This is a genomic window from Amycolatopsis sacchari, from assembly GCF_900114035.1.
GTDB classification, from domain to species: Bacteria; Actinomycetota; Actinomycetes; order Mycobacteriales; family Pseudonocardiaceae; genus Amycolatopsis_E; species Amycolatopsis_E sacchari.
The window spans coordinates 21,500-46,703 of sequence record NZ_FORP01000029.1 but is presented as its reverse complement, the minus strand read 5'-3'; the positions used below and the strand labels follow the sequence as shown (position 1 = coordinate 46,703).

Below are 25,204 nucleotides of genomic sequence, written 5' to 3'. Positions count from 1 at the left end.
GAGGACCGTATAACGACCTATACGGGGAGCCGTCTGGCCGGCTCGATCACGAAGATCCGGCCGGCCGGGCGGCCTCCCCGCACCGCGTGTCGCGCACACGCGCGGGCTTCCGCGATCTGGCCAGCGCCTACCTTCGCCGCGCTGCCGCGCAGGGCGTGCGGCGCCCTGGAGCTGCTCGAGCTGGTCCGGCCGTTGCGGAACCGGATCCTCGGCGTCCGCCTGGGCAGCGCTGAGCGCGGGAACCCGCCCTCGAAGTTCGCGCGCTACTTCGCCGCCGCACACCGTGAGGGCTACCGCACCACGTGCCACGCCGGTGAGGAAGGCCCCGCCTCCTACGTCCGGGAGGCGCTGGACGTGTGCCAGGTGGAGCGGATCGACCACGGCTACACCGCCGCTGAAGGCGCAGATGGACGCCGGTGTCCCGGTGGCGGTCAACGCGCGGAAGTCCTCATCTGCGCGATCAGCGGCTTCCAGCAACGCGTCGCCGCGGGTCTCGAGCTCGACGCTGACGCCTTCGGCGCAGTCCTCCTCACCTGGGCGGCCGTGTAGCGAGTACCCGGGAAACCTGCTGTGGTCACGTTTCGCTACGCGTCCGTTTCGGCATTTCGCTCGACACCGGCTTCAACGGCGTCGAGGTGGGAATCCATGAGCCCGGCGTCCTGGTTTCGCAGGCGCGGAACACCGACCGGGACGGGCTGGACGTGGTGACGATGACCGATCACCCCTACGCCGCCGAGCAGTTCGAAGCCTACGCGGCGCTGGGGTACGTGCTCGGCGCGACGACCCACTCAAGCTGCTCCCCGGCGGTGGTGACCCGGTGACCTTCGACGGCGAGTTCCACCGGGTCGACGACCTGGTTCCCTCCCGGGTTCCGTGTCCACCGATCTGGAGCGGGTCGATGGGACCGAAGTCGCTCGCGGTCACGGGCAGGCTCGCGGACGCGTGGAAACCCGGGGGCGGGTACGACTGGCGGAGCCAGTACGTCCAGGCAGGTCATCGATCCCGATGGCACCTGGGGTGGGTGGTTCGGTGCGGCAATGGGTCGACGAACTCACCACCGCGGTGAACGACTTCGGCGCGGGCGGGTTCGTGTTCTCACCCGTCGCGGACACCCCGGAGGATGCCGAGCGCGCCAGCGCCCGATGGGCCGGTACGCGCCGAGACGTCCGGCTCCCTCGACACGCCGAACGCCCCAGGGGGCCGCCCCGGACCTGCGGGTCAGGCCGGGTCGGCGAGGATGCCGTTCACGTACGAGCCCGGGTGGGTCGCCGCGTCCTGACGCAGAACCGGCAGGCCGGACGGCCAGCCCACGGTCAGTGGCTCCGTCTGCCCCGGCGGCGTCGTCACCAGCGTCGAAGGCGTCCACGACGTATCGCCCTGGGCCGGGGGCAACACCGTGATGGTCGCCGAGGCCGTCGTCCCCGGTGTCACCTCGTTGTACTCGACGCCGTTGTCGACGCGCGGCAGGTGGTACACCGGGCCCATCGGGTCCTCCGGGCCGACCAGGTCGACGCCCGGGACGCCGAACAGTCCGCACGTGTGGTCGGAGATGTTGCGGTAGGTCAACGGCACATCGAACTGCCCGGAGCCGTTGTCCACCGGAGCACCCAGCGAGACCGCCAGATCCGTGGTGGCGCACCGGGGCGTCGAGGCTGGTGCGGTGGAAGCAGCCGCGGCGGTACCCCCAGCCGCCAGCGTCAGCGCCGCCGCCGAAATCCCGATCATGACGCGCTTCATGGCGTTCTCCTCTCTCGTTCCGTGATCAACCGTCGTTGATCGAACGCATCAGGAAAGATGCCCACATGCGCTGTGGAGATGCGCCCGGATGGGATTGATCACGCGGAAGCAACCCTGAAGATCGTCGGACGTCGGACGTGGCGCAGGCTGATCGTCAGGCACACCCTGCACGGCTTGGGCGCATCGGTTGCACCCTGACCGACCGGTGGCGGCCGCGCGCCGATCGCCGGAGTTTCGTCCTGGACCTGTCCGGAAACGGGGTGCGGGCCGGATGGCGTTCTGCCGGGCACGCCGCCTCTGGTCAAAGCGGAGCCGGTGTGGCCGGCGAGGGGGAGAGCGGCCAGTGACGTCCCCGCCGCACCGTCCGGCGGCGGGTGGATCGTCACCGATGTCCGCAACGGCGGTTGCCGAAGTGTCGGTCGTGGTCGTGCCGCGCCCTGTCTCACGGCGTCCTGCTTGAGGACGAACTCGTCGCCCGGCGTCGGCTTCCGGTCCTGAAAGGACGGTGGGGTCTCCTTGCCGCTGCGGAAAGTTCGCACACACGGACGTCTGAAGGGCGTGAAGGTTGCGTTGATGAGGTTCAGATCGCTGCGACGCATCCTGAGTGTGGTGCTGGGCATCCTCTGGGTGGACGGGATCGAAACCGAAGGAGGAGATCATGACCAGCACGAGCGCACGTGCCGCTGCTGTTGTCGTCGCCGGTGGGATGGCCGCGGGGGGCTTGTTGCTGGCCGCCGGGGTGGCCGGCGCCTCGCCGTCCGACCGGCCGTGCGGTATCGACGACGTGACTGTTTCGGTGGCACCGGATGCCGGAGCCGCGGCGGGGCAGGAGGCGTACGCGATCAGCTACACCGCGGCGTCGCCGACGACGAACTGCAAGCTGCAGGGTGTGCCCACCGGTGTGAACTTCGTGGCCGGGCACGACAACGGCAGCGACATCACCGTCACCCCTGACGCACCCGGTGCGCCGGGTGATCCGGTGAACCTGACCGCGCAGCACCCCGCGGTGTCGTACCTCCTCCAGGACGCCGCGGCACCGGTGACGTTCGTGCCCACCGCGATGAACCTGAACCTGCCGAGCGCGGACGGCTCCACCACCACCATTGCCTGGCCCGCAGGTGCCCCCCTGAAGGGCGACACCGTCGAACTCACCGCCGTCGCTCCCGCCTGAACGCCCCGGCTCGTGCCCGCCCTGGGCGCGGGCACGAGCCGGGGCCGTTCCGGGCACTTCTGGCCAACCGGCGGATAAAATCACTGCGGTCGCTTGACCGGGGTTCCCCAGCGGTCGACACTCGGTCGTGGACCGGGCAACCGGTTCAGACCATTCCACTACTCGAGGAGGCCTTCGTTGCGTCGTCGCGGTGTCGTGCTTTCACTGCTCGCGCTGATCGTCACCGCGGTGAGCGTGCCGACGGCCGCCGCGGCCGATGGCACGAAGTACGTCGCCATGGGGAGCTCCTTCGCCGCGGGCCCCGGAATTCCCTCGCTCCAGCCGGGGAGTCCGTCGGTGTGCGCGCGGTCGGACCACAACTACCCCAGCGTTCTGGCGGCGCAGCTCGGACTCGCGCTCACCGACGTCAGCTGCAGCGGGGCCACCACGGCCAACATCCTCGACTCCGGCCAGGCCGGGCTGCCCCCGCAGATCCAGGCCGTCACACCGGACACGCGGCTGGTGACGGCCACCATCGGCGGCAATGACGTCAACTACATCGGCAGCCTGAACACCTACTCCTGCCAGACCAGCGGCCGCACAGGGTGCGGCACCGTGGACCAGAACGCCATCAACGCGACCTTCGGCGTCCTGCAGAGCCGGCTGGAGAACGTCGCGAACGCCGTGCGCCAGCGCGCGCCACAGGCGAAAATGGTGTTCGTCGAGTACCTGAGCATCGTGCCGACTGCCGTCGCCTGCGACGGCGTCCCACTGACGCGTGAGCAGCTCGCGTTCGAGCACAGCATCGCCCTCCGGCTGGCTGACTCCACCCGCGCCGCCGCGCTGAGCACCGGATCCACCGTCGTCGAGGTCACCCCTGCCAGCCGGGGGCACGACGCCTGTTCAGCCACCCCGTGGGTGGAGAAGTACACCGTCCCGTCCGGGCGCACTCCGTACCACCCGAACGAGGCGGGCATGAACGCCGTCGCACGGCTCGTGCGCACCGCCCTCACCCGGTGAGGACGGGCTCCTCCTCCCCAGTACCGGGGGTGATGGCGGGTTTCGGCTTCGCCGCGTTCCGGACGAGAACGGCCACCCGCCACGGGCGCGGGTAGGTGGACCCGGCCGGGTTGCTCGAGGAGTACGGACCCGGGGTGGTGTTGATCAGCTGAGAGACGATCAAGCCCGCGGCAGCGGTCGGCTCCGGCGACGCCCACGTTGCGGAAGCAACTCGAAGAACGCGGCCCACGTGGCGATGTAGTTGTCCGGCACTACCGGGTCTCCGTGCTTTCCCGCGTGATCAGCGTGTGCGGGGCGATGAACTCCTCCGCGGGCAGCGACGGGTCCTCGATGCGTGCGGCGAGGCGGGAGACCGCGGTGCGGGCGATGAAGGGCGTGTCCAACGAAACCGTGCTGAGCGAGGGCCGGGAATACCGGCCCTCTTCGATGTCGTCGATGCCGATGACCGCGACGTCCTCCGGAACGTTCAGGCCGGCGTCGAACACCGCCCGGATCGCCCCCATCGCGAGCAGGTCCGAGTAGCAGAAGATGGCGTCCGGGCGCGGCGATCCGCGCAGCAGCGACGTGGCCGCGGCGTAGCCGTCGGAGCGGCCGTAGTGGGCCGCCGTGCGTTCCAGGGTGTGCACCGGTGCCAGACCGCGCTCCCGCAGCGCCTTCCGGAATCCCTCCGTGCGCTGCAACGGGGTCGCGTACGTCTCCTTCGGCTGCGCGCCGATCGCCGCGACGCGCGTGCGGCCGCGGTCGAGCAGGTGCGAAGTCGCGTCGTGGGCCGCCACGACGTTGTCGATCGCGACGTGGTCGAAACGGCCGTCGAAGACGTGCTCGCCCAGCAGGATCAGCGGTGAGGACGTGGCGGGGTCCACGTCGCGCAGCTCGTCCCGTGTCGCCAGTGGCGCGAACAGCATCCCGTCGAACAGGTTGCGCCGTCCGCCGCCACGCAGCAGCTGGCGTTCCCGCTCGTGGTCGTGCCCCGTTTGGTCGATCATCACCTGGAACCCGAGGTGCGCGGCCGCGTCGATGACCTCGCGGGCGAGCTGGCTGAAGTACGGCACGTCGATCTCCGGCACCACCAGGGACAGCAGCCCGGTCTTCCCGGTGCGCAACGTCCTCGCCACGGGGTTGGGGATGTAGCCGAGCTCGTCGATGGCCCGGAGCACACGCTGCCTCATCTTCGCGCTGACGTGCTCGTAGCCGCTGACGACGTTCGACACCGTGCGCACCGAGACCTGCGCCCGGTGCGCGACGTCCCGCAAGGTCACCGCCATGACACTCCCTTCCTCGACCCGTCATCCTAGCGTTTGCAACGTGTGCAAGCGTGTCGTAGAGTTTGCTCACGTTGGCAAATCGGCGCGTGCAGACCTTCCGCACGCCGCCCTGCCGTTGTTCCGCACAAAGGAGTGCCATCATGCCCACTCGCAGACGGAGGGGACGCCTCCTCGCCCGTCGCGGCGCCGCCGTGGCCGCTGTCGCCCTGTTCGCAGCCGGGCTGAGCGCCTGCGGCCCGGACATCGGTTCGGGCGGCGGCTCGACGGCGGTCGGTTCCGTGCTGCAGGTTCCCGCCGAGGACTCGCCGAAGGGCGAGATCACGATCTGGGACCGCTCCGGCGACCTGTTCAAGGTCTTCGACGCGGCGATCAAGAAGTTCACCGAGAAGTACCCGGGCGTCACGGTCCACCACGAAGCCGTCGACATCGACTCGAAGCTGCAGAACACGTTGATCACCGGGACCGACGTGCCCGATGGCGTCTTCCTCGACGACGCGAAGGTCGGCGGTTACGTCGACCACCTGTGGAACCTCAAGGACGTGCTCGCGCCCTACGTCAAGGACATCGCGAAGCAGAAGGTCGGCGTCAACACCGTCAACGGCGGCATCTACGGCGTGCCCTTCGACCTCGACCCCGGCCTGCTGTTCTACAACGCGAAAGCGCTGAGCGCGGCCGGCATCGATCCCAACGGGATCAAGACCTACGACGACCTCCTCGCCGCGGCGAGGAAGTACCAGCAGTACAAGCCCGGCGCCAAACCGATCCACCTGGAGCAGGACAGCTTCAACAGCCAGCTCCAGCTGGAGATGTTCGCCAGCCAGTTCGGCACCAGCCTGGCGGGCGCGGACGGCGCGCTGCGGCTGAACTCCCCGCCGTACCAGCAGATCCTGACGTGGCTCGACACGGTGCGCAAGGAGGGCCTCGGCACCCGCGCCGAATACCTCAAGCCCAGCGACGTCGGCGCGCTGGAGTCCGGCGACGAGGTCTTCTACCCGTGGGCCATCTGGTTCGACTTCGCCCCGCAGCAGCAGCTGACCGCGACGAAGGGCGACTGGCGGGCGATGCCGCTGCCGGCCTGGACCGCCGGCGGCGCACGCAGCGGCGCGATGGGCGGCTCGTCGTTCGTGATCCCGAAGGACGCCAAGAACCCGCAGCTCGCCTGGCTGTTCTACCGGTTCCTGGCGTTCGACCAGGCCGGTTACACCGCCGTCTACGGCCCGAACGCCGTTTACCCCGGCGGGACGAACACGTCGATCCCCGCCTACAACCCCGCCGCCGACCCGGCGAAGCCGCTGTTCAAGCCGGTCGACGGGATGGGCGGCCAGGACCTGTGGCCGATCGCCGTCGAGGCGGGCAGGCAGATTCCGGGCGGCGCGCCGATCCCGGTCTGGTGGTCCGCCGCGGTCGACTACCTGGGCACCGACCTGCAGAAGATGCTGGACGGCACCATGACCCCGCAGCAGGTCATCGACCAGGCGAGCAAGGACATCCAGACCAACCTGATCGAGCGCAAATGACCACCCGTCCCACCGGTGCGGCGACCGTGTTCCGGGAGCGCGGCGCCGTACCCGTCACGGCGGACACCGCCGGGCCCCGCCCGGTGAGAACCCGGCGCGGCAGGCGCACGCCGGCGTGGTGGCGCCGCCGCCTCGCGCCTTACACGTTCGTGCTGCCGTTCGTGGCGGTCTTCCTCGCCTTCAGCGTGTACCCGCTGTTCTTCACGTTGCGCCTGAGCTTCACGAACTGGCACGGAACAGGTGCCGCGGAGTGGGTCGGTCTCGGGAACTACCGCTACCTGCTGACCAACGGTGCCTTCTGGTCGTCACTGGGCAACTCGGGGTTGCTGTGGCTGCTGATCGTGCCGGTGCAGCTGGTGGTGTCGGTGGTCGTCGCGGTGCTGCTGGGCGCCGTCAAACGGATGCGCGGGTTCTACCGGGTGGCGTTCGTGGTGCCGTTCGTGACGCCGCTGGCCGCGGTCGCCCAGATCTGGATCGTGTTGTTCGACCAGAACTACGGACCGGTGAACGCGGTGCTCGGCGCACTCGGCCTGCCGCCGGTCGGCTGGCTCGTCACCAGCGGGTGGGCGAGGCCGACCCTCGCGCTGCTGTTCATCTGGAAGACAACGGGTTTCGTCGTGCTGATCATCCTTTCCGGACTCCAGCAGATCGACCGCGGCCTCTACGAGGCGGCGTCGCTCGACGGCGCGGGCCGGGTGCGGCAGCTGTGGAGCATCACCGTGCCGCTGCTGCGCCGCTCGCTGATGTTCAGCGTGGTGCTGCAGACGCTGGCGGTGTTCCAGATGTTCACCGAGCCGTACGTGGTGACGAAGGGCGGGCCGTACAACTCGACCACCACGGCCGGGCTCTTCCTCTTCAACCACATCAACCGCGCGGACCTGGGCACCGGGGCGGCGAACTCGTTCCTCCTGGTGATCGTTGTGATGGCGGCGTCGCTGCTGTTCGTCCGGCTGCTGCGGGCGGAGGACTGACCATGACCACCCTCGATGTCCGGGGCCGGCGATCCGGCCGTCCGCTGATCGGCTCGCACGTGTTCCTGCTCGTGCTGACCGTGGCACTGCTCGTGCCGGTGGTGTGGGCGGTGGTGTCGTCGTTCAAGCCGGCGAACGAGATCATCCGGCATCCGCTCGCCTTCGACCCGGCGGACTTCACGCTCGACAACTTCCGCGGCATGTTCCAGGACGTGCCGATCGGCAGCGGCTTCCTCAACACCGGAGTCGTGCTGCTGTGCAAGGGCGCGATCACGATGTTCTTCGCGCCGCTGGCGGCCTACGCGTTCGCGAAGTACCGCTTTCGCGGCCAGCACCTGATCTTCGGCGCCGTGCTGCTGACGTTGATGCTCCCGACGATCGTCCTGGTCATCCCGTTGCTGCTGGAGATGAAGGAGCTCGGCTGGGTCAACACCTACCAGGCGCTGATCCTGCCCGGCTCGGTCGACGCCTTCGCGATCTTCTGGATGCGCCAGGTGATCGCGGCGGTGCCGGACGAGTTGCTCGACGCCGCTCGCGTGGACGGCTGCGGCGAGTTCGGCATCTTCTGGCGCGTGGTCGTCCCCGCGATCCGGCCGGGGCTGGCGGGTCTCGGCGTGCTGACGATCATGAACATCTACAACGATGTCGTCTGGCCGGTGGTGGCGGCCAGTTCGAGCCGGATGGCCACGCTCCAGGTGGTGCTGGTGACCCTGGCCCAGAACATCTCGGGCAACCGGGTGGGGGCCGACTACGCGACGATCACCGGAGAGCTGCTCGCCGCCGCGTCGATCGCGCTCATCCCGCTGCTGATCCTGTTCATCGTGCTGCAGAAGCACTTCATCAACGGCATCCTCGCCGGAAGCGTAAAGGGCTGAAAGACATGACGATTGCCGAGAACGCCGTCGACCCACTCGTCGTGGAGGCGGTGCCCCGGCCGGGATACCCACGGCCCGACCGGGACCGCTCCGCGCAGTGGCTGAACCTCAACGGCCGCTGGCGCTTCACCGCCGGCGACGGCGCGCCCGGGTCGATCATCGTCCCGTTCGCCTGGGAGACAGCGGCTTCCGGCGTCCAACGCACCTGGCTGGAGCACGCGGTCTACTCGCGTACGGTGACCGTGCCCGCCGCATGGTCCGGACGGCGGGTGGTGCTGTGCTTCGGTGCCGTGCACCACCGGGCGACCGTGTCGGTCGACGGTGTGGCGGTCGGTTCGCACGTCGGGGGGCACAGTTCGTTCGAGTTCGACGTGACCGGCGTGCTGGCGCCGGGACGGCCCGCGGAGTTGACCGTCGAGGTGGACGCCCCGGCGGACAAGCGCGAGATCCCACACGGTAAACAGCGCTCGATCCCGCGCGACGACTACGACGGTGTCTCGTTCACGCCGACGTCCGGGATCTGGCAGAGCGTGTGGCTGGAGGCGCGCGGACGCACCTACGTCGCCGAAGTCTCCCTGCGGGGGGATTCACTGACCGGGTTCGACATCGCCGGTGAGCTGGCCGGTGACGCTCCGGACACCGCGGTGGTCGTGGCCCGCCTCGAAGGCAGGGAGACCGTGCTCACGGCGAGCGCGGGCCGGTTCGAGGGACGGCTGGAGGTCGAGTCTCCCCGGTTGTGGAGTCCGGAGTCGCCGCACCTCTACCGGGTCGAGCTGCGTACGGGCGAAGGGCCCGAAGCCGACCGGCTGACCGTGACCGGCGGGTTGCGGCGGATCGAGACCCGTGGCGAGGCGCTGTACCTCAACGGGGAACGGCTCTACGTGCGGGGTGTGCTCGACCAGGGGTACTGGCCGGAGACCGGCCTCACCGCACCGGACGATGAAGCACTGCTCCGCGATCTCGACCTGGCCAGGGAACTCGGCTTTTCCCTCGTGCGCAAACACTTGAAGTTCGAGGAACCGCGGTGGCTCGACCACGCCGACCGCACGGGGATGCTGGTGTGGGCGGAACCACCCTGTCCGAGCCGGTTCAGCCCGGCGGCGGTGGCGGGGTTCGAGGCGCAGCTGCCCGACCTGGTCCGCCGGGACGGCAACCACCCGTCGATCGTGATCTGGGGGCTGTACAACGAGGAGTGGGGCCTGGACTGGGACATCCCGGGCAGCCCGGAACGCGCCGCCGCGGCCGCGCACGCCTACGACCTCATGCGCTCGCTCGACGACACCCGTCCGATCGTGGAGAACTCCGGCTGGGCGCATGTGAAGACCGACCTCGTCGACTGGCACTACTACGACGAGGATCCGCGCCGCTGGGCGGAAAACCTCGCCGCGCTCGCGTCCGGCGCACGGGAGACGTTCGAGGTCAAGCTCCGGCCGGACTTCGTGGTGGACAAGTCCTTTTACGGCTCGCCCGACTTCCCCCGCGCCGGAGTGCCGGTGCTCAACAGCGAGTTCGGCGCGGGCTTCACCAGCCTGGAGCGGGCCTGGCACGTGCGCTGGCAGACCCAGGAGATCCGCAGGCACGACCGGTTCTCCGGCTACATCTACACCGAACTGACGGACGTCGAGCACGAAATGGCGGGCCTGCTGGACGCGCACCGCAGGCCCAAGGACTGGGGCGGCCTCAACCCGGCCGACGCGTTCGCCCCGACCACGCTGGTGGTGGATCTCGTGCCCGCGCACGCCGGTGCCGACATCCCGGTGCCGGCCGCCCCGCTGACCCTGGACGTGCACGTCTCGCACACCGGCCGAACGCCGATCACCGGGACCCTGCACGCGGCGTGGGGGGCTCCGGGTTCGCGCGGTCTTCCCGGGGCGGCCGCGGATTCCCGTGCGGTGCAGGCGGAGCCGTTCCGGCTCACCGCCGCGATCGGGGTGCGGGTGCCGGCGCCCGGCGGTCCGGCACGCCTGCACCTGTGGCTGGAGGCGGAGGGCCGGGTGGTGGCGCGGACGTTCGTGGACGCCGCGGTGGTGGAGGAGCCGAACCGGCGCGGCGGCCGGGACTGAGCGGTACGGGGGAGGGGAGGCCGGTCCGGGTGGACCGACCTCCCCTTTTCGCGCTGCCCGGTCAGGCTGGGACGTGCCACACCTGGGTGAACATGCCGTTGCAGTCGTAGATCTGCAGCTGCGTGCCGTCCGCCGTCTGGGCGGCGGGATCGTCCAGGCAGCGGCCCGACTGCGGGTTGTAGAGCGAACCGTCGGCGCGGGCCTGCCACTGCTGCGCGGCCGTGCCGAGGCAGTCCCGCAGCTCTACTTTGGACGAATTGGCCGTGCCGCCGTCGACGATGTTGAGGCACTTGTCGTAGGCGCGGATCGTCCCGTCGGTCTCCAGCGACCACTGTTGCCCGGTCGCCACCCCGCAGGTGTAGAGCTGCACCGCGTTGCCGTTGACGGAGGTGTTCGTGTTGACGTCGACGCATTTGCCGGTGTCACCAGGGCCCGTGATCGGGCCCTGCGCCTTCGGCAGCGTGGCCGTACCGAAGTCCGTCTCGCACTTGCCCGTCGACAGGTGGGTGCCGGCGAGCATCAGGAACGTGCCGCCCGAGGACGCGGCGAGCAGCGGTGAACTGTACCCGGCGCAGGCCGTCTCCCCCGCGTCGTAGCCGCCGGTCGGGGCCGTGGTGACCGGGGTCGTGATCTCCTGCCAGGCACCGGACCCGAGGTTGCGGTTCACGAAGAGCACGTGGCCGTCCTCCGGCTGGATCGCCAACGAGCCGTCGGCCCCGGCGACGACCCGTTGTCCGGACGCGATGAGTGTCCCGTTCGGACCACCCGCGGACGACCAGGCCAGGTAAGGGGTGTGGAGCAGGAACCGGTGGTCGCTGGTTTCGATCCGGGTGCCGAGGCTGCCGGGGTTCCACGATTCGGCGTCGGGCGAGGTCTTGAAGTAGACGTCGCACGCCTGATCCGGGTCGGCGCCGGCTTTGCAGTCCTCGTACGTCATCGCATAGGTCCCGTTGGGCAGCCCGACCACCGTCGCCATGCCGGGCCGGTCGACGCCGTTGCGCAGGGCGACGTCGTAGACCTCGGCGCCCCAGGTGAGCCCGCCGTCGGTGGAGACGACGTGTGCGAGGACCTGGGCGTAGTTGTTCGCCGAGGGGCGTTCGTCGGAGAAGTAGCAGATGAGCCCGTGGTCGGTGACCGTGAACTCCGGTTCCCAGATGCCGTGGCCGATCGTGTTGGCGGTGCCTGATTCGGCCGCGCAGGAGCTGCGGTACGTCCAGTGCGCGCCCTGGTCGGTGGAGACGAACACCTCGACCGCCTGCTGGGTGTAGTCGCCGTGGTTCCAGGCTGTGCCGGCGGCGAGCAGCGTGCCGGCGGGCAGCGAGCCCTCGGCACGCGGCAGCTCGAACAGCGTCGGGCCGTCGAGGTCCCAGCCGTGCTGGGTGTCGGTGACCGTGCCGATGGGCGAGGACGACCAGGTGACGCCGTTGTCGGTGGAGCGGTAGATCGGGAAGTTCGCCTTGGCCACGCCCGTGCCGGAATGGGAGAACGTGGCCAGCAACGTGCCGTTCGCACTGCCGTTGTGTTCGAGGCGGATCACGCGGGGGTAGCTCGCGTCCTCTGTGGACCCGCTCGCGGTGCTCGGACGGTAGAGGACCCCGCCGGAGGTCGTGGCCGCGGTGGCCGCGGCCGCCGGAACGGCGGCGGCGACGGCGGCGGCCAGCACGGCTGCGGCGAGCACGGCACCGCGTCGCGCTCGGCGGTGCCGCGCTCGGGGATCAGGGTGGTGGTGACGGATAACCAGGGGACCAGGCGCCATTGACCTCACTCCTAGGACAGGACGGCACCACAGCCCTGGACGGCTCACCCGTCCCGCTGGAACCGTTCGAGCTCCGGCCCTGCCGAGCACTGCCGGCTGCCGCGCCTGCCGTGCCGCGCTGGACGCGTGTTCTCGGATGCCACGTGCTGCCGCACAGCATTACCGAGCACGCCCGCGTACTCCGCATGCTGTCCGGGTGCCGTCGATGCACGAGACGTTCAGCGCCGCTCGTCGGGAGGGGAGGCTTTCTGCTCCGGGACCAGCGCCCGGCTGTTTTGCCATCGTTTGAAAAAGCGTACTGCTGCTTTGCGCACGTTGCAAGGATGGAAATCGTCCGGTGCTCAGCGTGGTCCCTGGCTCGGGAGCGCGGGCCGGGGCGCTCCGGGTGGCCGAAGAAGCCGTTGCCGTTCGTGTCGGGTGACGGGGAACCGCCGGAGCACGTCATCTGTCGAGCGGCTGATCGCCAGCGCTTCGATCCGGCCCGTCCCCGCCCGCGGTGCCGGTGCATCGCCCTTCCGGACGGGTACCGGCGCCAGGACAAGACGACCGCGGAAGCCGATGCGCTCACCGGGCTTCCGCCGTTCGTGCCTTGCGGGCAGGCGCTGCCCGCTTCGCACACTTGTAACATTCGCTGGTGTTGACATCGGCGATGGAATAAACGTTACTTGAGCGGTCTCGGTCCCCCGTGAGGAGTGGGTATGACTCTCGCCAGCCGCACCGTTCGACGAGCCGCCGTTGCGACGATGGCCGCGTTCGCCGTGACCCTGTCCGCCTGCTCGTCGCTCACCGGCGGCTCCGGGGGACAGGGCGCCGGCGACGGCGAGCTCACGCTCGGCCTGCTGGCGCCGCTGACCGGCGCCGCCGCCGCGGATGGCAAGGCCATGCAGAACGGTGCCGAACTGGCCGTGGATCAGCTCAACGCCGCCGGGGGAGTCAAGGGGCGCAAGCTCACGCTCCAGGCCATCGACGTCAAGGACCAGACGTCGGCGGCGGTGTCCTCGGCGGTGACCACCCTGACCGCGGACCCGAACGTGGTGGCCGCCTTCACCGGCTACGCCAGCACCACCAACTTCGAGATCGACTCCTTCGCCCAGGCCGGGATCCCTTACGTGCTGGGCGGAAACAGCGCGCAGACCCAGGAAATCGTGGCGAAGGCCCCGGACCGCTACCCGGGGATCTGGTCCATCGCGCCGTCGTACGACGGTTACAGCACCAACCTGCCGAACCAGCTCGAGCAGTGGAACACCGACGGCACTTTCCCGCTGCGCAACCGCAAGGCGTACCTGATCTCCAGCGACAACGCCTACTCCAACCAGATCGCCGGCGGGCTCAAGACCAACCTGACCGCGAAGGGCTGGCAGGTGACCGGGCCGGACACGGTGCCCTTCGGCGCGGTGGACGACTGGACCACGCAGATCAACAAGATCCACGCGCTGGACCCGGCGCTCGTGCTCAACCTGGACTACCAGACCGCCAACGCCGCGAAGTTCCTCACCCAGTTCCGGCAGAACCCCACTCAGTCGCTGGTGTTCGAACAGTACGCGCCGAGCGTGCCGGAGTTCGTGACGCTGGCCGGAGCGAGCGCCGACGGGGTGCTGTTCAACCTGCCCATCGCGCCCGTGACGAAGACTCAGGTCACCCAGGACATGATCGCGAAGTACACGCAGAAGTACGGGTCCGCGCCCGCCAACTACGCCTTCATCGTCTACGAGGCGGTGCGGATGTGGGCACAGGCCGCGGACAAGGTCGGCGATCCGGCGCAGAAGGACAAGGTCGGGCCCGCGATCGGCACCCTCGACGACCAGGGCACGACGCTGGGCCGCATCCGGTTCGACCCCGCCACCCACCTCGCGGTGTCCGGCGACGACGGCGTCCCGTTCATCAACTACCAGATCCAGGGCGGCAAGCGCGTCGCCATCACCCCGGCGAACTACGCCGAGGGCAGCTTCCAGAAGCCGGCGTGGATCCGGTGACCGCACCGCTGCTGGACGTCCGCGCGGTGAGCCGGTTCTTCGGCGGGTTTCCCGCGGTGGCCGACGTGAGCCTCCAGGTGCGGGAGGGGGAGATCCTCGGGATCGCGGGCCCCAACGGCGCCGGGAAGAGCACCCTGTTCAACCTCGTCTCCGGGGTGCCGTTCGGCCCCAGCCGCGGAGAGGTGTGGTTCGACGGGCGGCGTGTCGACCGCCTTGCGGCGAGCCGGATCAGCCGGGCCGGGCTGCGGCGGACCTTCCAGTCCGAGCAGCTGTTCCCGGCGCTCACCGTGCTGGACAACGTACTGGTCGCCGCGGCGTATCTGGGTGGCGGCGGGATCTTCGGGCACCGAGCCCGCCGCGCCGAGGCCGAGCGCGCGCTGGAGACGGCGGGCATCTCCGGCTACGCCGCCGACCTGGCCGGTGACGTTCCCTTGCTGGTCAAGAAAAAGCTGATGATCGCCAGTGCGCTCGTCGCCCGGCCCCGGCTGCTCATGCTCGACGAGCCCGCCGGCGGCCTCAACACCGAGGACCAGCGCGAGCTGACCGAGCTGCTGCGCGGGCTCAACGCCGCCGGTCTCACGCTGCTCATCATCGAGCACGTGCTCAGCCTGCTGCGGGAGCTCGCCGGACGGATGATCGTGCTCACGGCGGGCAGCGTGCTCGTCGAGGGCACGCCCCGCGAGGTGCTCAGCGATCCGCGCGTGATGGAGGCGTACCTGGGGGAGGGAGTCGCGTGAGCGAGGACGCGTTGCTCGCCGTGACGGACCTCCACGCGGGTTACGGCCGTCTGCCGGTGGTGCGGGGCCTGTCGGTTTCCGTCGCCCCCGGTGAGGCCGTGGCGTTGCTGGGTCCCAACGGGCACGGCAAGACGACCGCGCTGCGGGCGATCGCCGGGCTGGGCCGCACCGGCGGTGGCACGGTCCGGTTCGACGGCGAGGACATCACCGGTGAGAAGGCCTACGACATCGTCCGCCGGGGCATGATGCACGTCCCGCAGGGCGACGCGCTGTTCCCGAGGCTCACGGTGCGGGAGAACCTGATGCTCGCCGGACGGCTGCCGCACGCGAAGCCGCACCGCGCGAAAACCCTGGCCACCGTGCAGGAGCTGTTCCCCAAGCTGGAGCAGCGCCGGGACCAGCTCGTCGGCACGCTGTCCGGGGGCGAGCGGCAGATGGTCGCGATCGGGATGGGGCTGATGACGCGGCCCCGGCTCCTCGTGCTCGACGAACCCACGCTCGGCCTCGCGCCCAAGGTCCGGCACGAAATCCTCGCGACGTTGCGGGAGGTCCGGACCACCGGGGTGTCCCTGCTCGTCGCGGACGGCGACGTGGAGTTCCTGTTCGCGCTCACCGACCGGTGGCACGTGGTCGAACTGGGGCGCATCACGAGCAGCGGCACCGCGGACGTCAAACCCAGCCACGAGGAGGTCATGGACATGTACGTCGGAGGTGCGGCCGATGGGTGACGCACTGCTGTCCATCGTGGTCTCCGCGGTGGTGCTGGGTTCGCTGTACTCGCTGCTCGCCAGCGGGCTCTCGCTGATCTGGTCGACCCTGGGCATCTTCAACTACGCGCACGGCGCGTTGCTGCTGGTCGGCGCCTATCTCATCTGGACACTTTCGGCACGGGCCGGGCTGCCGGTGATCCTGGCGTTCGCGGCCGCCGTCCCGCTGCTGGCGCTGGTGGGCATCGCGCTGGAGTTCGTCGCGGTGCGGCCGTTCGCCGGGCGCGCCAACGGCACTTTGCTGGTCATGGTGTCCACGCTGGCCGTCGCCAACGCGGTCGGCGGTGGGGCGCAACTGGTATGGGGACCGGAGAACGTGCAGATCGCCCCGCTGGTCGAGGGCAGTTTCCTGGTCGGCAGGGTCGCGGTCGCCGGGACGACCCTCGTCGCGCTCGGGCTCGCGCTGGTGCTGGTGATCGGGCTCATCGTGCTGCTCGCGCGCACCGAATGGGGCGTGACGCTGCGGGCCGTGGCGCAGAACCGGGACATGGCGATGCTCGTCGGAGTGCGCCCGGCCCGCGTGTACGCGCTGGTGTTCGGGATCGCCTCGGTGCTGGCCTGCGCGGCAGCACTGGTGTACGGCACGAACTCGACGATCACGCCGGCCAAGGGGTTCGAACCGCTGCTGACCGCGTTCGTGGTGCTGGTGTTCGGCGGCTCGGCGACGCTGTGGGGCACGCTCGTGGGCGCCTTCGTGATCGGCCTTCTCGACGCGGCGACCACCTACTGGCTGGGGTTGCAGTGGTCCCCGGTCGCGGTGTTCCTCGTGCTGGTCGTGGTGATGCTCGTGCGCCCGCAGGGCCTGGTGAAGGGGAAGGTCGCATGAGGCGTTACGTCGGCTGGGCTGGGCTGCTCGTGGTGGCCGGGTTGCTGCCGTTCGTGGTGACCGGGGGACCGGCGCGGCTGCTCGCGATCACCGCCCTGATCTACAGCCTGCTGGCCGCGAGCTGGAACCTCACGCTCGGCTTCGGCGGGATCTTCAACTTCGCGCACGTCGGGTTCTTCGGTGCCGGTGGCTACACGATGGCGGTCGCGACGGTGAGCTGGGGCTGGGCGCCGTGGCCGGGCCTGCTGCTGGCCGCCGTGGTGGGCGGAGTGGCCGGGGGCCTGGCGTACCTGCCGGTGGTGCGGATGCGGGGGATCTACATCGCGCTCGTCACCTTCATCTTCGTCCAGCTGTGCTACTACCTGGTGCTCGCGCTGCCGGGGCTCACCGGCGGTTCGGTCGGGCTGACCGGCGTCCCGTCGCTGAGCATCGGCGGCTTCTCGCTCGCCCGCTACTACGGGCTGGGTTACCTGTGGCTGCTGGGCGTGGCGGTGGCGCTGCTGCTCATCCTGCTGGGGGTGGTGCTGCGCAGCGACTTCGGCCGCAGCATCATCGCCCTGCGGGACAACGAGAACCTGGCGGTGAGCCGGGGGATCAGCCGCGTCCGCCAGCACCTGCTGGTGTTCGTCCTCAGTGGAGCGATCGCGGGCGCGGCCGGCGCGCTCTACGTGTCGTACTTCCGCGTGGCCGACAACAGCTTGTTCAGCTTCGGTTTCGTCACGCTCGGGCTGAGCATGGTCTTCCTCGGCGGCACCGGCTACGCCTGGGGACCGGTCCTCGGCGGTGTCGTCGTGACGTTCCTCAACGAAAAGCTCACCGGGCTGGGTGCCTACAGCGCCGTCGTCATCGGGCTGGGCACGGTGCTGGTGCTGGTCTTCCTCCCCCGCGGCCTCGCCGGGCTCCTGCACGACGGGTTCACCGCGGCCGCCCGCAGTCTCACCAAGAAGGGAAAGCGCGCCCATGCGACCTGACGAGACCTCCCGCCGCGCCGTACTCGACGCCGTCGACCGCCTGGCCGGGCGCCTGGCAGCCTCGCTGTCGGAGGCGATCCGGATTCCCAGCGTGAACCCGAAGTATCCCGGCCAGGACTACGACCGGGTGGTGGGCCCGGAAGGCGAGGTCGCCCGGCTCATGGCGGATCTGTACGCCGGGGCGGGTGCCGACGTCGAACTGGTGGCCGTGGAGAAGGGGCGGGACAACGCCTGCGCGCGGATCCGCGGCACCGGCGGCGGGCGTTCCCTGCTGCTCAACGGTCACGTCGACGTGGTCCCGCCCGGCCGGGAGCACAAGTGGAGCGCCACGCCGTTCTCCGGCCAGATCACCGACGAGGCCGTGCTCGGCCGCGGCGCGACCGACGACAAGGCCGGGACCGTGGCCGCCGCCTACGCCGCGCTCGCGCTCAAGGAGGCCGGGGTACGGCTGCGCGGCGACCTCGTGCTCCAGGCCGTGGTGGGGGAGGAAATCGGCGACCACGAGTGCGGCACGACGGCCGCGCTGGAGGCGGGGTACACCGCCGACGCCGCGATCGTCTGCGAACCGTCGAACTTCGGCGAGGAGGCCCCCAACCTGGTCCCGGTGACCCCCGGTCTGCTGTGGTTTTCCGTGAGCCTGGAAGGAAAAGCGGCGCATTCGGGACTGCGGGGGCTGACCGTGCACCCCACGCTCGAAGGTGAGGCGCTCGGCGTGAACACCGTCGACAAGTTCTGGGTGGTCTACAGCGCGCTGCGGCAACTGGAGAACGAATGGGCACTGCGGGACCGGCACCCGCTGTTCCGCCCCGGCTACTTCAACATCCTGCCCGGTGTGCTGCGCGCCAACCCCGAGGGCATCGAGGTGCCGTTCTTCCTCGCCGACACCCTCACCGCCGAGTACTGCATCTACCACCACCCGGACCGCACCAACGAAGAAGTCATCGCGGAGGTCGAGGAGACGGTCCGGCGGGCCTGCGCGAACGACTCCTGGCTGCGGCAGCACCCCCCGGTGTTCGAGTGGAAACTGCTGTGGCCGCCCTACACCACGCCCTCGGGGCACGAGCTGGTCGCCAGCCTGATCGGCGCGCACAGCGACGCGGTCGGCGGGTTCGAGGTCTCCACCCCGCCGGTGCAGGAGGGCTTCCTCGGCGTGTGCGACCTGACCTGGCTGGACGCCAAGGGCGTCGACGGTCTCGTCTACGGTCCCGGCGTCGGCCGCACCGCCCACGCGGAGGACGAGTACGTGCCCATCCACCAGCTGATCACCGCCGCGAAGACCTACGCGCTGACCGCGATGGACTTCTGCGGCGTCGCGGACGGGGAACCGGCGTGAGCGCCGACGTCTTCGTCGCGACCTGCGACCTGGCCGGGCACGTGCGAGGCCGCGCCGTTCCGGCCGAAGCCCACGACGCGGTGCTGGACTCCGGGCTGGGCTGGGTGCCGGCGAACCTGGGCCTGACCGCGTTCGAGGAGATCGCCCCGGCAAGCCCCTTCGGCGCCACCGGTGACCTCCGGCTGATGCCGGACGAGGCGACGGCGGTCGAGCTGGCCGCCGACGGGGACCGGCCGGGCCTGCGGCTGTACCTGGCCGACCAGACCCTGCCCGACGGCACCCCGTGGAACTGCTGCCCCCGCACCTTCCTCAAGCGCGCTCTGGCGGACCTGCGCGAGGCGACCGGGATCGAGGTGATCGCCGCGTTCGAGCACGAGTTCGTGCTCGACGGGCTGCCGGAGTCCGCGCCGTTCTCGTTGCGCCGGTACCGCGATGCCGAACCGTTCGGCGCGGACCTGCTGCGGACGCTGACCGAATGCGGGCTGGAGCCGGAGACGTGGCTGCCCGAGTACGGCGAGCGGCAGTTCGAGATCACGCTCGCGCCCGGCGACGCCCTGCGTGCCGCGGACCGTGCGGTCGTGCTGCGCGAACTCGTGCGCGATCTCGCGATCCGGCGTGGCCTGCGTGCCTCGTTCGCCCCGCTGCAGCGCCCCGGCGGCACCGGCAGCGGGGTGCACGTCCACCTGAGCCTGGTCGACGCGAAGGGGGATCCGGTCCTTTTCGACGAGGGCAGGCCGGGGCGGCTGTCGCACCTGGGTTCCCGGTTCGCCGCCGGGCTGCTGCGGCATGCCGCGGCGCTGACCGCGTGGACGGCGCCGAGCCCCGTTTCGTTCCTCCGGCTCGTGCCGGGCCACTGGAGTGTCAGCGGCGCTTTCCTCGGGGAGCGCAACCGGGAGGCACTGGTGCGGATCTGCCCCACGCGTCCCGGCGATCCCGCACGGCAGTTCAACCTGGAGTACCGCGCCGCGGACGCGACGGCCAACCCGTGGCTCACCCTCGCGGTGCTGGTGCGCGCGGGACTCGCCGGGCTCACCGGCGGGGACGTCTATCCCGATCCCGCGGTGTGGCCCGAGGAGGCGGATCTCGCGGACGTGCCCCGGCTGCCGGCCACGCTGTCCGGGGCACTGGAGTCGTTGCGGGAGGACCGGGTGGCGGCCTCGTGGTTCGACCGGGAAATGCTGGACTGCTACCTCGCGGTGAAGCGGCACGAGCTCGACACCGTCGCCGGTCTCGATGAGGCCCAACGGATCCGGAAGATCGCCGATGTCTATTGAGGACTTCCTCGGCGAGCTGCCCCTCGTCGACCACCACGTGCACGGAGCGCTCCGCGACGACGTCGGCCGGGACGCGCTGGAACGGATGCTGACCGAGTCCGACCGGCCCATTCCGGCGGGGACGACCCAGTTCGACTCCCAGATCGGCTTCGCCGTCCTCCGGTGGTGCGCGCCGGTGCTCGGGCTGGAGCCACACGCCTCGCCCGAGGACTACGTGCGGCGCCGGACGGAGCTGGGCACCGCCGAGGTGAACCGGCGGTTGCTGGCGGCCTCCGGTACCGGGCACTACCTGCTGGAGACCGGCTACCGCGGAGACGACATCCTAGGCCCCGCCGAGATGGCCGCGGCGGCGAACGCGCGCGTGGACGAGATCGTGCGGCTGGAGGCGGTCGCCGAGGAGCTCGCCGCCTCGCAGGTCTCCGCCCGCGAGTTCGTCCGGCGGTATCCGGAGGTGCTGGCCGAGCGCACGGCGGATGCCGTCGGGCTCAAGAGCATCGTGGCCTACCGGTACGGCTTCGACTTCGAACCTCACCGGCCGGACGGCTCGGAGGTCGAGGTGGCGGCGGGGAAGTGGTTGCGTACCACCGAAGAAGCCGGGACCTCGCGGCTCGACGATCCGGTGCTGCTGCGGTTCCTGCTGTGGTCCGGCATCGACCGCGGGCTGCCGCTGCAGCTGCACACCGGCTACGGCGACCCGGATCTGCGGCTGAACCGGTGTGATCCGTTGCTGCTGGCCGACTGGCTCGAACTGGTCGAACCGTCCGGAGTGGACGTTCTGCTGCTGCACTGCTACCCCTACCACCGGCACGCCGGTTATCTGGCGCAGGTGTATCCGCACGTGTACTTCGATGTCGGGCTCGGCATCAACTACACCGGGGTGCGCTCGGCCGCCCTGATCGCCGAATCGCTGGAGCTCGCCCCGTTCGCCAAGATCCTGTTCTCCTCCGACGCGTGGGGACCCGCGGAACTGCACCACCTCGGTGCGCTGCTGTGGCGCCGGGGCATGGCGCGGGTGCTCGGCACGTGGGTGGCCGACGGGGACTGGGCGGCCACCGACGCGATCCGGGTCGCGGGGATGATCGGCGGCGGCAACGCACGCCGCGTCTACCGGCTGCCCGGCGGGGAAGGCGCGGCCCGGTGACCGACGGTTTCGACCGGCTTCGGCACCGCGTGGAGCAGGAGCTGCCCGCCGCCGTCCAGCTGCGGCACGAGCTGCACCGGAAACCCCGCCTTTCCGGGGACGAGGCCGCCACGCGCGACACCGTGCTGGCCGCGTTGCCCTCAGGCACGTCGGCACAGCCGGTGGCCGGCACCGGAGCCGTGCTGCGGATCGGCGGCACCGGTTCCGCCGTGGCGGTTCGGGCGGAGCTCGACGCGCTGAGCGTGACCGAGGGGACGGGACTGCCCTGGGCGTCGGAGCACCCGGGCGTGATGCACGCGTGCGGGCACGACGTGCACCTGGCCGCCACGGTGGCGCTGGCACGAGCAGTCGAGGCCGTCGGCGGCCCGGCGCCGCTGGTGGTCGTGCTGCAACCCCGCGAGGAGACCTACCCGTCGGGCGCGCTGGAGATCAGTGAGTCGGGCGTACTCGCCGAACAGCAGGCGGGCGCGACCGTGGCCGCGCACGTCCAGCCGCTGCTGCCCACCGGCACGGTGGCGTGCAGCCCGGGTCCGGTCAACGCCTCCTCCGACGAGTTCACCGTGACGGTGGCGGGCCGCGGCGGGCACGCGGCCTACCCCCACCAGACAGCGGATCCCGTGGTGGCACTGGCCAGCGTCGTCGTGGCACTGCAGAGCATGGTCAGCCGGGGCACGGATCCGATGACGCCCGTGGTGCTCAGCGTGACCACGCTCGCCGCCGGTTCCGCGCCGAACGTCGTGCCGGACGAGGCCACCGCCCGTGGCACCGTCCGCTCGCTGGACCCCGCGGCGCGCGAGGTGATCCTCGAACGGCTCGCGGAGACCGTGGACCTCGTCTCGCGCGCGCACGGCTGCACGGGCAGGGTCGAGGTCACCGAGGGGGAACCGGTGCTGGAGAACGACGCAGGCATCGCCCGGGCGGCCGCCCCGCTGTTGCGGCGGCTGGGGGCCGAGGTGGACGACACGCTGCGCTCGGCGGGCTCGGACGATTTCGCCTACTTCTCCCAGGCCATGCCCTCGCTGATGATGTTCGTCGGCACCGGGGGAGCGGGGCAGCGGCTGCACTCCGCGACCTACGCGCCGGGAGACGAGTACGTCGGACACGTGGCCGGCGCGCTGCTGGCCGGGTACCTGGCGGCGGCCGAGGTCGTCACCGGAGGTGCTAAGAAGGTTCCCGACAGCAAGCACGCCTCGGCCGAAGGGACCGGAGGTCGCCCGTGAGCACACCGCCGCGGACCGGTGGAGTGGGAGACAGCCCGACCGTCGCGGACCGGATCCGGCGGATCCAGCAGTCCCTCTCGCCCGCCGAGCTCAAGTTGTCCCGGGCGCTGCTCGCGAACTACCCGGCGGCCGGGCTGGAGTCCACCAACTCCCTCGCACAGAAGGTCGGCATCAGCGCTCCCACCGTGCTGCGGTTCATCGGGCGCCTCGGTTTCGGCAAGTACCGGGACTTCCAGGACGCGCTGCGTGAGGAGGTGCAGGCCCGGCGCGCGTCGCCGCTGACGCTGCCGGCGCGGATCACCGCCGATTCGGCGACGTCGGAGCTCGCGAGTGTCGTGGCGGAGACCGCGAGCAAGGCCATCCAGCACACCTTCTCGGTGCTGCCCGAGCACGAGTTCGAACGGGCCGTCGCCCTGCTGTGCGGTCCGGCGAAGCGGATCACGGTGTTCGGCGGCCGGTTCTCGCACCTGCTGGCCACCTACTTCGACCTGCATCTGCGCCTCATGCGCCCGGGCACCTCCGTGCACGCCGTGAACCCGCACGAGGACCCGGGTTTCGTCGTCGATCTCGGCCGCCGCGACGTCTGCGTGGTCTTCGACTTCCGGCGCTACCAGAGGGACACGATCGCGCTGGCGAAGGCCGCCGCCGGGCGGGGCGCGAAGATCGTCCTGGTCACCGACCCCTGGCTCTCACCCGCGGCGGACTTCGCCGACGTCGTGTTGTCCGCCCGAGTCGAGGCCGCCGGATCGTTCGACAGCCTCGTGGCCGCGACCGCGCTGGTCGAAGCGCTGGTGTTCGCCGTCCACGCCCGGCTCGGCGGCGCCGCCGACGAGCGGATGCGCACGATCGAGGCGGGCTTCGGCGACGTCACGACGGAGTGAGGCCGAAAGTCACCGCGCCGGGGCCCGTCGTTTCCTCGAAGATCAGCCACGTGCGCGTCGAGCGCACCCCTTCGACCGCCTGGATGCGTTCGAGCACGACATCGCGCAGGGTGGCGTTGTCCGGTGTGCGCACCAGCAGCAGCACGTCGAAATCCCCGCCCACCATCGCGATGTGCTCGACGTAGGGGATGGTGCGCAGGCCCGCGCGCATCTGCCGCCACGCGGCCTGCTCGACGCTGACCACACGTAGGCGCTCGTGCCCAGTCCGGCGCGGTATGGGTCCAGCCGTGCCCCGTACCCGGTGATCACCCCGTCCCGGGTCAGCCGGTCCAGGCGTGAGTAGGCGTTGGCGCGGGAGATGCTGAGCCGGTCGGCGAGCGCGCGGATCGAGATCCGGGCGTCGGCGACCAGTTCCGCGAGCATGGCCCTGTCGATCGCGTCGAGGCGCTTCGCCGTTTGTCCATGCTGTGGCGGGGAAGGAGGATCCGTCGTGGACATGTCGCCGCACTGCCCCCTTCACAGCGACCAGTTGTCGCTGATTTTCGGCTCTTTGTGGACACGTAGTCTGCCATCGGCCAGCATCGGCGCCAAGCGGATGGTGGAGGGCGATGTGCGATGACGGGTGGGGAACGGGCACCGGCAGACCTGCTGCCGACAGCCGGGCCGGTGCGCTTCGTGGCCGAGGACGGCACCGCGTGCCCGGCTCCCGCGGGCTACGGGGAACCCTCGGCGGAACGGCTGCGGGACGGCTACCGGCGGATGGTGCTGGGCAGGCGGTTCGACACCCAGGCGACCGCGCTGACCCGGCAGGGCAGGCTCGCGGTCTACCCCTCCGCGGCGGGGCAGGAGGCTTGTCAGATCGGGGCGGTGCTGGCGTTGCGCGGCGACGACTGGCTGTTCCCGACCTACCGCGACTCGATGGCGCTGGTCGCGCGCGGCCTGGACGTCGTGGAGGTCATGACGCTGCTGCGGGGCGACTGGCACTGCGGCTACGACCCGCGCACCACCCACACCGCGCCGCAGTGCACCCCGCTGGCCACCCAGACCCTCCACGCCGCGGGGCTGGCCGACGCCTTCCGGCGGCGGCGTGCGGGTAACGTGGTGCTGGCGCTCATCGGTGACGGCGGCACCAGCGAAGGCGACTTCCACGAGGCGCTCAACTTCGCCGCGGTCTTCCGCGCTCCGGTCGTGTTCTTCGTGCAGAACAACCGGTACGCCATCTCGGTGCCGCTGGAGAAGCAGACCGCGGCGCCGTCCTTGGCGTACAAGGGGATCGGCTACGGCATCCCGTCCGAGCAGGTCGACGGCAACGACCTCGTGGCGGTGCTCGCCGTGCTGGACGAGGCGGTGGCGCACGCGCGGCGTGGCGAGGGGCCGTTCCTGGTCGAGGCCCACACCTACCGGATGGACGCGCACACCAACGCCGACGACGCCACCCGCTACCGCGACCCGGCCGAGGTGGACCGGTGGCGTGCCGCCGATCCGGTGACACGGCTGGAAAAGCACCTGCGTGACCGCGGCGTGCTCAGCGACGCCGACGTGGTGGCGGACCAGGACGCGGCCGAGGAGTTCGCCGCCCGGTTCCGGGCCGGCATGAACGACGAGCCCGCGGTCGAGCCGCTGGAGTTGTTCGAACACGTCTACGCCGGGCCGCCGCGCCGGCTCGCCGCCCAGCGCGCGGTGCTGGCGGCCGAACTCGCCGCACAGGAGGCGTGACGTGGAGCAGA

General features: G+C 70.6%; 23 protein-coding genes and 1 pseudogene. 20 read left to right on the top strand and 4 right to left on the bottom strand.

Going from position 1 to position 25,204, the window contains the following annotated elements; genetic code table 11:
* Positions 1-9 precede the first annotated feature (9 nt).
* The 3 genes from BMZ92_RS31795 (at position 10) to BMZ92_RS38410 (ending at position 1,066) form a co-directional block, all read left to right on the top strand.
* Entirely contained in the window at positions 10-549 is a 540-nt protein-coding gene (locus tag BMZ92_RS31795; RefSeq protein ID WP_091515242.1) for a hypothetical protein, read from the top strand.
* Between the two features lie 86 nt (positions 550-635).
* Positions 636-821, top strand: a complete 186-nt coding sequence (locus BMZ92_RS38415) for a hypothetical protein (RefSeq protein ID WP_245783378.1) — start codon at positions 636-638, stop codon at positions 819-821.
* Entirely contained in the window at positions 818-1,066 is a 249-nt protein-coding gene (locus BMZ92_RS38410; protein ID WP_245783377.1) for an LLM class flavin-dependent oxidoreductase, read from the top strand. Before BMZ92_RS38415 ends, BMZ92_RS38410 begins: the two co-directional genes overlap by 4 nt.
* Positions 1,067-1,218: 152 nt before the next feature.
* Here BMZ92_RS38410 and BMZ92_RS31785 read toward each other — a convergent pair whose 3' ends face one another.
* Positions 1,219-1,737, bottom strand: a complete 519-nt coding sequence (locus BMZ92_RS31785) for a DUF4232 domain-containing protein (RefSeq protein ID WP_091515240.1) — start codon at positions 1,735-1,737, stop codon at positions 1,219-1,221.
* Between the two features lie 658 nt (positions 1,738-2,395).
* On the opposite strand from BMZ92_RS31785, the gene BMZ92_RS31780 reads away from it, so the two are divergent.
* Together BMZ92_RS31780 and BMZ92_RS31775 are read left to right on the top strand one after the other, a co-directional pair.
* The gene (locus BMZ92_RS31780) at positions 2,396-2,908 is read left to right on the top strand and encodes a DUF4232 domain-containing protein (protein WP_091515238.1); all 513 of its coding nucleotides are present in this window, start codon (positions 2,396-2,398) and stop codon (positions 2,906-2,908) included.
* A 177-nt stretch (positions 2,909-3,085) separates the two neighbouring features.
* Positions 3,086-3,907 (top strand): SGNH/GDSL hydrolase family protein, encoded by an 822-nt coding sequence (locus BMZ92_RS31775; RefSeq protein WP_218153589.1) that lies wholly within the window; start codon positions 3,086-3,088, stop codon positions 3,905-3,907.
* Between the two features lie 251 nt (positions 3,908-4,158).
* Here the strand turns inward: BMZ92_RS31775 and BMZ92_RS31770 are convergent, their stop codons facing one another.
* A complete protein-coding gene (locus BMZ92_RS31770) occupies positions 4,159-5,172 on the bottom strand; it encodes a LacI family DNA-binding transcriptional regulator (RefSeq protein ID WP_091515235.1) in 1,014 nt (337 codons plus the stop codon).
* A gap of 140 nt (positions 5,173-5,312) precedes the next feature.
* Between BMZ92_RS31770 and BMZ92_RS31765 the strand changes: the two genes are divergently transcribed.
* Genes BMZ92_RS31765 through BMZ92_RS31750 form a run of 4 tightly spaced genes read left to right on the top strand, consistent with a single transcriptional unit; the run spans position 5,313 to position 10,598 of the window.
* On the top strand, positions 5,313-6,689 hold the full coding sequence (locus BMZ92_RS31765; RefSeq protein ID WP_091515231.1) for an ABC transporter substrate-binding protein: 1,377 nt from the start codon (positions 5,313-5,315) through the stop codon (positions 6,687-6,689).
* The gene (locus BMZ92_RS31760) at positions 6,686-7,660 is read left to right on the top strand and encodes a carbohydrate ABC transporter permease (RefSeq protein ID WP_091515228.1); all 975 of its coding nucleotides are present in this window, start codon (positions 6,686-6,688) and stop codon (positions 7,658-7,660) included. The genes BMZ92_RS31765 and BMZ92_RS31760 overlap by 4 nt, the downstream gene beginning before the upstream one ends.
* A gap of 2 nt (positions 7,661-7,662) precedes the next feature.
* Positions 7,663-8,535, top strand: a complete 873-nt coding sequence (locus BMZ92_RS31755; RefSeq protein ID WP_091515226.1) for a carbohydrate ABC transporter permease — start codon at positions 7,663-7,665, stop codon at positions 8,533-8,535.
* 5 nt (positions 8,536-8,540) lie between these two features.
* Positions 8,541-10,598 carry a glycoside hydrolase family 2 protein gene (locus BMZ92_RS31750; protein WP_091515223.1) on the top strand — a complete coding sequence of 686 codons (2,058 nt, stop codon included), beginning with the start codon at positions 8,541-8,543 and terminating at the stop codon, positions 10,596-10,598.
* Positions 10,599-10,659: 61 nt separating this feature from the next.
* Here the strand turns inward: BMZ92_RS31750 and BMZ92_RS31745 are convergent, their stop codons facing one another.
* Complete coding sequence (locus BMZ92_RS31745; RefSeq protein WP_245783376.1) at positions 10,660-12,276, bottom strand: sialidase family protein; 1,617 nt, start codon at positions 12,274-12,276, stop codon at positions 10,660-10,662.
* 776 nt (positions 12,277-13,052) lie between these two features.
* On the opposite strand from BMZ92_RS31745, the gene BMZ92_RS31740 reads away from it, so the two are divergent.
* The 10 genes from BMZ92_RS31740 to BMZ92_RS31695 are packed head-to-tail and all read left to right on the top strand — an operon-like array spanning position 13,053 to position 23,477.
* The gene (locus tag BMZ92_RS31740; RefSeq protein ID WP_091515221.1) at positions 13,053-14,327 is read left to right on the top strand and encodes an ABC transporter substrate-binding protein; all 1,275 of its coding nucleotides are present in this window, start codon (positions 13,053-13,055) and stop codon (positions 14,325-14,327) included.
* On the top strand, positions 14,315-15,064 hold the full coding sequence (locus BMZ92_RS31735; RefSeq protein ID WP_091515310.1) for an ABC transporter ATP-binding protein: 750 nt from the start codon (positions 14,315-14,317) through the stop codon (positions 15,062-15,064). The genes BMZ92_RS31740 and BMZ92_RS31735 overlap by 13 nt, the downstream gene beginning before the upstream one ends.
* Positions 15,061-15,792, top strand: coding sequence for an ABC transporter ATP-binding protein (locus BMZ92_RS31730; RefSeq protein ID WP_091515218.1), 732 nt, complete (start codon positions 15,061-15,063; stop codon positions 15,790-15,792). Before BMZ92_RS31735 ends, BMZ92_RS31730 begins: the two co-directional genes overlap by 4 nt.
* Positions 15,785-16,657 (top strand): branched-chain amino acid ABC transporter permease, encoded by an 873-nt coding sequence (locus tag BMZ92_RS31725; protein WP_143249992.1) that lies wholly within the window; start codon positions 15,785-15,787, stop codon positions 16,655-16,657. The genes BMZ92_RS31730 and BMZ92_RS31725 overlap by 8 nt, the downstream gene beginning before the upstream one ends.
* Positions 16,654-17,628: a branched-chain amino acid ABC transporter permease gene (locus tag BMZ92_RS31720; protein WP_091515214.1), complete on the top strand. Its 975-nt coding sequence runs from the start codon at positions 16,654-16,656 to the stop codon at positions 17,626-17,628. The genes BMZ92_RS31725 and BMZ92_RS31720 overlap by 4 nt, the downstream gene beginning before the upstream one ends.
* A complete protein-coding gene (locus BMZ92_RS31715) occupies positions 17,618-18,961 on the top strand; it encodes a M20/M25/M40 family metallo-hydrolase (protein ID WP_091515212.1) in 1,344 nt (447 codons plus the stop codon). The genes BMZ92_RS31720 and BMZ92_RS31715 overlap by 11 nt, the downstream gene beginning before the upstream one ends.
* Positions 18,958-20,235 (top strand): glutamine synthetase family protein, encoded by a 1,278-nt coding sequence (locus tag BMZ92_RS31710; RefSeq protein ID WP_177228961.1) that lies wholly within the window; start codon positions 18,958-18,960, stop codon positions 20,233-20,235. Before BMZ92_RS31715 ends, BMZ92_RS31710 begins: the two co-directional genes overlap by 4 nt.
* Entirely contained in the window at positions 20,225-21,376 is a 1,152-nt protein-coding gene (locus tag BMZ92_RS31705) for an amidohydrolase family protein (protein WP_091515210.1), read from the top strand. The genes BMZ92_RS31710 and BMZ92_RS31705 overlap by 11 nt, the downstream gene beginning before the upstream one ends.
* Positions 21,373-22,596 (top strand): M20 metallopeptidase family protein, encoded by a 1,224-nt coding sequence (locus BMZ92_RS31700; RefSeq protein ID WP_091515208.1) that lies wholly within the window; start codon positions 21,373-21,375, stop codon positions 22,594-22,596. The genes BMZ92_RS31705 and BMZ92_RS31700 overlap by 4 nt, the downstream gene beginning before the upstream one ends.
* Positions 22,593-23,477: a MurR/RpiR family transcriptional regulator gene (locus BMZ92_RS31695; RefSeq protein ID WP_218153588.1), complete on the top strand. Its 885-nt coding sequence runs from the start codon at positions 22,593-22,595 to the stop codon at positions 23,475-23,477. Before BMZ92_RS31700 ends, BMZ92_RS31695 begins: the two co-directional genes overlap by 4 nt.
* On the opposite strand, the pseudogene BMZ92_RS31690 reads toward BMZ92_RS31695, so the two are convergent.
* Positions 23,464-23,900 (bottom strand): annotated as a pseudogene (locus tag BMZ92_RS31690) (Lrp/AsnC family transcriptional regulator). The gene BMZ92_RS31695 and the pseudogene BMZ92_RS31690 sit on opposite strands and share 14 nt — an antisense overlap.
* Before the next feature lie 192 nt (positions 23,901-24,092).
* Here BMZ92_RS31690 and pdhA point away from each other — a divergent pair.
* Positions 24,093-25,193, top strand: a complete 1,101-nt coding sequence (gene pdhA / locus BMZ92_RS31685) for a pyruvate dehydrogenase (acetyl-transferring) E1 component subunit alpha (RefSeq protein ID WP_091515204.1) — start codon at positions 24,093-24,095, stop codon at positions 25,191-25,193.
* The last annotated feature ends 11 nt before the right edge of the window (positions 25,194-25,204 follow it).

Coding starts and splice junctions, on each gene's coding strand:
- BMZ92_RS31785 (WP_091515240.1), bottom strand. CDS start 1,737: ATGAAGCGCGTCATGATCGGGATTTCGGCGGCGGCGCTGACGCTGGCG.
- BMZ92_RS31780 (WP_091515238.1), top strand. CDS start 2,396: ATGACCAGCACGAGCGCACGTGCCGCTGCTGTTGTCGTCGCCGGTGGG.
- BMZ92_RS31770 (WP_091515235.1), bottom strand. CDS start 5,172: ATGGCGGTGACCTTGCGGGACGTCGCGCACCGGGCGCAGGTCTCGGTG.
- BMZ92_RS31765 (WP_091515231.1), top strand. CDS start 5,313: ATGCCCACTCGCAGACGGAGGGGACGCCTCCTCGCCCGTCGCGGCGCC.
- BMZ92_RS31760 (WP_091515228.1), top strand. CDS start 6,686: ATGACCACCCGTCCCACCGGTGCGGCGACCGTGTTCCGGGAGCGCGGC.
- BMZ92_RS31755 (WP_091515226.1), top strand. CDS start 7,663: ATGACCACCCTCGATGTCCGGGGCCGGCGATCCGGCCGTCCGCTGATC.
- BMZ92_RS31750 (WP_091515223.1), top strand. CDS start 8,541: ATGACGATTGCCGAGAACGCCGTCGACCCACTCGTCGTGGAGGCGGTG.
- BMZ92_RS31740 (WP_091515221.1), top strand. CDS start 13,053: ATGACTCTCGCCAGCCGCACCGTTCGACGAGCCGCCGTTGCGACGATG.
- BMZ92_RS31725 (WP_143249992.1), top strand. CDS start 15,785: ATGGGTGACGCACTGCTGTCCATCGTGGTCTCCGCGGTGGTGCTGGGT.
- BMZ92_RS31720 (WP_091515214.1), top strand. CDS start 16,654: ATGAGGCGTTACGTCGGCTGGGCTGGGCTGCTCGTGGTGGCCGGGTTG.
- BMZ92_RS31715 (WP_091515212.1), top strand. CDS start 17,618: ATGCGACCTGACGAGACCTCCCGCCGCGCCGTACTCGACGCCGTCGAC.
- BMZ92_RS31705 (WP_091515210.1), top strand. CDS start 20,225: ATGTCTATTGAGGACTTCCTCGGCGAGCTGCCCCTCGTCGACCACCAC.
- pdhA (WP_091515204.1), top strand. CDS start 24,093: ATGACGGGTGGGGAACGGGCACCGGCAGACCTGCTGCCGACAGCCGGG.